At 46.5% G+C, this 7,268-nt stretch carries 5 protein-coding genes; 3 read left to right on the forward strand and 2 right to left on the reverse strand.

Annotated elements, in window-relative coordinates:
• Window positions 1–301 precede the first annotated feature (301 nt).
• Window positions 302–3,157, forward strand: coding sequence for an FAD-binding and (Fe-S)-binding domain-containing protein (locus tag AB4589_RS23670; RefSeq protein ID WP_122046496.1), 2,856 nt, complete (start codon window positions 302–304; stop codon window positions 3,155–3,157).
• Window positions 3,158–3,297: 140 nt separating this feature from the next.
• Here the strand turns inward: AB4589_RS23670 and AB4589_RS23675 are convergent, their stop codons facing one another.
• Window positions 3,298–3,540: a hypothetical protein gene (locus tag AB4589_RS23675; protein ID WP_012601190.1), complete on the reverse strand. Its 243-nt coding sequence runs from the start codon at window positions 3,538–3,540 to the stop codon at window positions 3,298–3,300.
• 24 nt (window positions 3,541–3,564) lie between these two features.
• Complete coding sequence (locus AB4589_RS23680) at window positions 3,565–4,434, reverse strand: GyrI-like domain-containing protein (protein WP_017097778.1); 870 nt, start codon at window positions 4,432–4,434, stop codon at window positions 3,565–3,567.
• A gap of 115 nt (window positions 4,435–4,549) precedes the next feature.
• On the opposite strand from AB4589_RS23680, the gene AB4589_RS23685 reads away from it, so the two are divergent.
• Window positions 4,550–5,698: a PLP-dependent aminotransferase family protein gene (locus AB4589_RS23685; protein ID WP_122046497.1), complete on the forward strand. Its 1,149-nt coding sequence runs from the start codon at window positions 4,550–4,552 to the stop codon at window positions 5,696–5,698.
• A 313-nt stretch (window positions 5,699–6,011) separates the two neighbouring features.
• On the forward strand, window positions 6,012–7,001 hold the full coding sequence (locus AB4589_RS23690) for a rhodanese-related sulfurtransferase (RefSeq protein ID WP_372101818.1): 990 nt from the start codon (window positions 6,012–6,014) through the stop codon (window positions 6,999–7,001).
• Window positions 7,002–7,268 lie beyond the last annotated feature (267 nt).

Here is a 7,268-nt window from a genome sequence, read left to right on the forward strand (position 1 = left end):
AGGGCGTGTTGATCTTTCGAGCTGATTTTTGCAGCGAGTTGCTGGGTATTTATACAAGGCAGAGGCGTCGATGTGTAGCTAGCCTACATAAGAAGCCGATAACGTAGTAGAAATGGCCAGCAAACGCTGCCCGAAGGGTTCAGCTAAAAGCGTTTTACTCTTTGTTGAGGGGGATTTGCTTAGAGTGACTAGGCTACTTCCCCCTCGCCGCGATTAAAACGCTTTTATCTCGAACAAAATTTAACCACGAAAGGTCAACACGCCCTGATCAGTGCCAAATAAGAAGCACAAGGAAGCAAAGATGGAGACAACCACATCCCATGAGCGAGTAATAGACGCACAAGCTTATCAGCAGCTTGAAGCGATACTGGCTCAAAAAATAGAAACAGAACGCATTGTCACTCAAGAGGCAAAGCGCTTGGCTTACGGCACCGATGCGAGTTTTTATCGCTTGGTGCCGAAAATGGTTCTAAGGCTCAAGAACTTAGACGAAGTGATATTCACCATTCAAAGCTGTCGTGAACTCGGTATTCATTTTACCTTTCGCGCCGCGGGCACCAGCCTTTCAGGACAAGCCGTTTCAGACTCGGTCCTCATCACACTGACCGATGACTGGCGTGGCCATGAAATCGTAGATAACGGCAATCAGATCATCCTTCAACCGGGTGTGATTGGCGCTGATGCAAACAAATACCTTGCTCCTTTCCAACGTAAAATCGGCCCAGATCCAGCTTCAATCAATACCTGTAAAATCGGTGGTATTGCAGCAAATAACGCCAGTGGTATGTGTTGTGGTACCGCGCAAAACTCTTATCGCACCGTCGAGAGCATGAAAATCGTATTGAGTGATGGCTCCCTGCTTGATACGGCTGATAACGCCAGCGTTGAAGCTTTCAAGCAATCACACAAAGAACTGTTTGAAGGTATTGTCGAATTACATCAACAGACAGCTTCAAACCAAGAACTCGCTGACAGAATCCGCCATAAATACCGCCTCAAAAACACCACTGGCTACGCGCTCAATGCACTGGTCGATTACCACGACCCAATTGAGATCATCAAACACCTGATGATAGGTTCTGAAGGCACGCTAGGTTTCATTGCTGAGATCACCTACAACACGGTGATCGAACATCCGAACAAAGCTTCGGCTCTGTTGGTGTTTGCCGACATCGAACAAGCCAGTAAAGCCGTTACTACGCTATCAAAAACACCCGTTGCTGCGGTTGAATTGATGGATGGCAGAGCGCTACGCTCAGTAGCTGATAAACCGGGTATGCCTGCATTCATGCCGAACTTGGATTTAGAAGCCGCGGCGATTTTGGTGGAATCACACGCCAGCTCCCAGCCGGACTTAGATTTACAATGTAAATCAATTTTGGACGCATTGACTGAATACACGATTGTTGAATCGGTGCCTTTCACTTCCGATCCAAAGACAGTCGCAACCCTGTGGGGCATCCGAAAAGGCATGTTCCCTGCCGTTGGAGCCGTTCGTGAAGTTGGCACAACCGTTATCATCGAAGACGTGGCTTTCCCTGTCGAAAACCTCGCTAACGGTATTCGAGAGCTACAAGAGCTGTTCGACAAATACGACTACAGCGAAGCGATCATTTTTGGTCACGCCCTCGAAGGCAACCTGCACTTTGTATTTACCCAAGGCTTCGACAGCCAAGAAGAGATCGACCGTTACGGCGGTTTCATGGATGACGTTGCCGAGCTAGTTGCAGTGAAGTATCAAGGTTCACTGAAAGCGGAACACGGCACGGGCCGAAACATGGCACCTTATGTGGAATTGGAATGGGGCAAAGATGGCTATGCCTTGATGCAACAGATCAAAGCGCTGTTTGACCCAGAAAGGCTGCTTAACCCCGGCGTTATCATCAACGACAACCCGAATTCACACATCACCAATTTGAAGCCAATGCCTGCTGCCGATGACCTTGTCGACCGCTGTATCGAGTGTGGCTTCTGTGAGCCTGTTTGTCCGTCTCGTACCTTAACCCTATCGCCACGCCAACGTATCGTGCTGTACCGCGAGTTACAACGCCGCCGTGCTGCAGGTGAAGAAATAGAAGCAAGCGAACTAGAGAAAACCTTCGAATACCAAGGCATTGATACCTGCGCGGCGACAGGCCTGTGTGCCGAACGTTGTCCAGTGGGAATCAACACCGGTGATTTGATTAAAAAGCTTCGTATTGCCAAGTACGAGAAATTTACACCAATCGCTAAATGGACAGCGGATCATTTCTCGACTACCACAAAACTTACCAAGGCTGGCCTCAAAACCAACCAATTGGCGAGTAAGGTTCTAGGTGCGAATACAGTCGGCAAGCTAACCAATGGCTTGCGCTCAATGACTAAAGGCGCGACACCGGTTTGGATGCCAGAGATGCCGCAATCCAATAGTCACTCGCTAGTCTCATCACCAGTGACGGCAGAAAACTCAAGCAATCATAAGAAGGTGGTTTACCTGCCTTCCTGTGCGAGTCGCACCATGGGACAACAGAGTGATGCGGGCGACCAACGTCCCCTAACTGAAGTGACCATGTCTTTGCTTAACAAAGCCGGATTTGAGGTTATTCTTCCGAAGAAGCTAGACGACCAATGTTGTGGCATGCCTTACGACAGCAAAGGGATGACCGATTTAGCCCAATCTAAAGCGCAACAGCTCGAAGAAGTGTTGTGGCAAGCGAGTCGTCAAGGTGAATACCCAGTCTTAATGGATACCAGCCCATGTGCTAAACGCAGTATTGAACAGTTCACCAAACCGCTAGAGGTACTAGAGCCGACAGGGTTTGTGAATCAATACCTGCTTGAGCACCTGACACTTGAGCCGCTGCAAGAAACCGTGATGCTGCATGTAACCTGTAGCTCCCGTCGAATGGGTTTGGAAGGTGCGATGTTGAGCCTTGCTAAAGCCTGTACCGAAGAAGTCATCGTTCCTGAGCATATTCAATGTTGTGGTTGGGCGGGTGATAAAGGTTTTACCACTCCAGAGCTGAATGAAGCGGCGGTACACCCACTCAAAGAGCAAGTGCCGAGCAACTGTACTCGTGGATTCAGTAACAGTCGAACCTGTGAGATAGGTTTGTCACATCACAGTGGCATTCCGTATCAGTCAATCTTGTATTTGGTGGACGAGGTTGCGCAGTAGCATCATTCACGATGCAAAAGGTATTAGCTTTAACCTAAAACGAAAATGGCAGCCCAATCAGGCTGCCATTTCTTTATTCGTTTGTTCGAAAGATGCTACTTAACTGGATGTTGATGAGCTAACCGTTATTAAGCTAGATATTACAAAGCTAAGCGCATCAACTCTTCTGGCGAGTAGTGTTCTGCTTCTGCACCTTTGGCGATTAAGTCGATCACTTGAAATTCGCTCATGTCACCAAACTCTTTGGTTAAGTAATCACGAAACGCTTTCTCATTCGGCCATTTACCTCGCACGATATAGCCCTCTTCTTTGTCAAAATCTTCCGTTTCAAAGAATGAAAAGTCCGTCATACCAATATTGTGGCAATACAAAACGAGATACATAATTTTTCCTCAAAAATGGGGTTACTAATAAAAACTCACTGGCAGATAGAAATCAAGCTCAAACACTTCATCACTGTTGAGAAAATGATTCTGATGATAATGCACATACGCGGGAGTCGAGCGCTGTTTGAAACCAGAAGCAGGTAACCATTTTTCTAATACCATACTGATCTGTGGTAGCAGTTCACCATAACGGCCATTCAGTCGAAATACCGCGTGTAACCCACCCGGAATCACCATCTGGTTCACAACACTGCGATACTTAATCGGCTCATCAATCGCGATACACGCCACATAGCGGCACTGGTCCATTTCCACCCAAGCAGGGTTTGAGTGATGCAAACCAAATTGGCTCGAAAAGTCACGCTGTTCTGAGTTCGCCCACGCTTTCAATATCAACCACGCGTTGCGAATAGAACGGTTATAACCCGTATGTCGAACATAAGCCGCCATTCGCTCCGGTGTTTCAACGATCTTCGGTTCAGGTAACACTCGCTGCGCTACGTTCAAATAACCCGCCGCTACTTCGGGATCTTTCAAATAGGGTTTTTCTGCTATCTGTAAGTCGTGTTTACGCCATTCTCCCGGTGACATGTTAAAGGTCGCTTTGAATGCTCGGCTAAATGAAGACACCGAACTAAAGCCACATTTACTAGCAATCTCTACCACTGACGACGTGGTATCGAACATCAATTGATTGGCTGCATACTCCATTCGAGTGCGTCGAATGTACTGATGTAGCGACTCCCCAACCACGCTTTTAAAGGTGCGATGAAAATGTTGCTCTGAATAAGCCGCAATCTCGGAGAGCGCTTTTGCCGACAGAGGTTGGCTGATGTCTTGATGAATATGGAACAAAACATCATTGATTCGGGATAAGTGTTGTCGTGACATCGTTTAAATAGCATAAATGGACATGTTTAAGAGCATAAACGGACACGCTAGTTTTTACAATTGCCGTGTAATATCAAGCGATAGAATAAAAACGATAAAAGACGAGACACAACACATGGAAATCGCACAGTCATTACAACAGATTCAATCTTCATACATTCGAGAGATCCTAGCAGCCGCAAGCGATCCAAATGTTATTTCGTTGGCCGGTGGTTTACCCGATGCGAAAACATTCCCTATCGATTTAATGAAGCCTACGCTAGAAAACCTAGCGAACATGCCTGAAGTTTTCCAATACGGTTCGACCGCAGGTTATGGCCCGTTGCTTGATCACCTAACACAAAGCTACCAATTGCCAGAATCTCACACGGCAATGATCTGTACAGGTTCTCAGCAAGGTTTGGATTTGATTGCGCGTGCGTATGTTGACCCGGGTGATGTGGTTGTGATGGAAGCGCCAAGCTACTTAGGTGCGATGCAGGTGTTTGGCCTAGTTCAAGCAAACATCGCTACCGTGTCTCAAACTGAATTTGGCCCAAATCTAGACGAACTAGAAACCTGCTTTGCACAGCAATCACCGAAAATGTTCTATGCCGTGCCTGATTTCCACAACCCAACCGGTGTGTGCTGGGCAACAGAAACTCGTCAAAAAGTCGCTGAACTGTGCATCAAATACAACGTGGCATTCATTGAAGATGCACCATACCGTGAGCTACGTTTCACCGGTACAGAACTACCGTTGGTTTCTTCGTTCTGCCCTGACAACTCTATCGTTCTTCGTTCATTCTCTAAAATTGCATCGCCAGGTTTACGTATTGGCGCGGTAACAGGTAAACGCAGCTACCTTGAGCCATTAATCAAAGTAAAACAAGGCGCTGACTTGCACTCAAGTGTACCCATGCAAGCGCTGCTTGTCGGTCTTCTAAAACATGAAGACTTTGGCGTACACATGGAAAACATTCGCACCTTGTACAAGTCTCGTTATGAAGTGCTGTTCTCAGAGCTAGAAAAACAACTGCCTGCAGATTGCGTGTTAAAAGCCGTAGATGGCGGGATGTTCATTTGGGTAGAAATCCCAGAGTGCGATACCTTCGAATTAGCTAAGACTTTGCTATCGAATGGCGTGGCGGTTGTACCAAGCCCAGTATTCTATCCAAAGGCCGATGAAGCCAAAGCCGCACTGCGCTTAAACTTCACCAACGCCAACCCAGAAGAGTTGACTGAAGCGGTGAAACGCTTAGCGGAAGTACTGAACCAAGCGTAATCGCTGATTAAGTCAGACAGATTCAATACCAAGGCCCTGATGTATTTTTACAGCAGGGCCTTTTTGGTTTGGGAATACGTGTTGTAATTCGAACCAGATAAAACGGTTTCATTGCATTTCTTAGTCCAAAAACCACACTGGTAATAATGCTAAATAGCCCTACTTTTGGTTGGTTTTTGTCCTTCCTTGGCTTGGTTATACTACGGCGGATTTTAATAAGCCAATATGGGCAAACCTGAGTAAATCAAACTCAGTATGTATCATAAAAGGCAACGCTCTGGATTTACGTTCCAGCTCGCAGAAAGGAAAAACCATGTCTCAATATGTTGTATGTGCTCTGTATAAATTCGTAGCACTTGATGATTACCAAGAAATTCGCCAGCCACTCACTGACGTGTTAGAAGCCAACCAAATCCGCGGTACTTTGCTACTTGCGAGTGAAGGTATCAACGGCACCGTTGCAGGTAAGCGCGAATCTATCGACGCTCTTCTTCAATGGTTCAAACAAGATTCTCGTTTGGCTGATGTTGTTTACAAAGAGTCGTTCAACGAAGAACAACCATTCAACCGCACCAAGGTTAAGCTTAAGAAAGAGATCGTAACCATGGGCGTTGAGGGTATCGACCCACGCCACGTTGTCGGCACTTACGTGAAACCAAACGAATGGAACGCTCTGATTTCTGATCCTGATGTGATTCTGGTTGATACTCGCAACGACTACGAAGTCGATATCGGTACATTCAAAAATGCTGTAAACCCAAACACAGAAACCTTCCGTGAATTCCCTCAATACGTTGAAGAAAATCTCGATCCTAAGAAACACAAGAAAGTCGCAATGTTCTGTACTGGCGGTATTCGTTGCGAAAAATCAACAGCCTACATGAAAGAGCAAGGCTTTGATGAGGTTTACCACCTTGAAGGCGGCATTCTTAAGTACCTAGAAGAAGTACCAGAAGAAGAGAGCATGTGGGAAGGCGACTGCTACGTATTTGATGGTCGTGTTGCAGTTAACCACCAGCTAGAGAAGAGCGGCTACGACGTGTGTAATGCTTGTCGCCTGCCAATCACAGACGAAGACAAAGCGTCTGAGCACTTTGAAAAAGGCGTAAACTGCCCTAAATGTGTTGATAAGCACAGCGACGAGCAGAAAGCGCGTTTCCGTGAACGTGAAAAGCAAGTTCAACTGTCGAATGCTCGTGGCGAAACCCACGTAGGCGGCGATGCTGCTCACCTTATCGATCAACGTAAGAGAGAAAAGCTTGCACACAAAGAGCAGCAACGTTCTGGCAAGAAAGCGAAGTAAACGCTCTGCTTTAAACTCTTAGGATTCTAAACATATAACTATAAATAGTTAGCTATATACATACAAAAGGGCGCAATTTCGAAGATGATTCCTCGAGTTTGTGCCCTTTTTTGATCGCTTTACGGCTTTGTGTTTTGAACCACATTTCTTTCGATAAATTGCTTCTATACTGTCAGGGCGTGTTGACCTTCCGCGGTTGGATTTTGTTCGAGATAAAAGCGTTTTAATCGCGGCGAGGGAGAAGTAGCCTAGTCATTCTAAGCAAAT

It is taken from the genome of Vibrio sp. 10N.222.49.A3, assembly GCF_041475145.1.
GTDB classification, from domain to species: Bacteria; Pseudomonadota; Gammaproteobacteria; order Enterobacterales; family Vibrionaceae; genus Vibrio; species Vibrio tasmaniensis_A.

Bases quoted from the DNA above. Each gene is read 5' to 3' on its own strand.
- AB4589_RS23675 (WP_012601190.1), bottom strand. From the start codon at position 3,540: ATGTATCTCGTTTTGTATTGCCACAATATTGGTATGACGGACTTTTCA.
- AB4589_RS23690 (WP_372101818.1), top strand. From the start codon at position 6,012: ATGTCTCAATATGTTGTATGTGCTCTGTATAAATTCGTAGCACTTGAT.
- AB4589_RS23685 (WP_122046497.1), top strand. From the start codon at position 4,550: ATGGAAATCGCACAGTCATTACAACAGATTCAATCTTCATACATTCGA.
- AB4589_RS23680 (WP_017097778.1), bottom strand. From the start codon at position 4,434: ATGTCACGACAACACTTATCCCGAATCAATGATGTTTTGTTCCATATT.
- AB4589_RS23670 (WP_122046496.1), top strand. From the start codon at position 302: ATGGAGACAACCACATCCCATGAGCGAGTAATAGACGCACAAGCTTAT.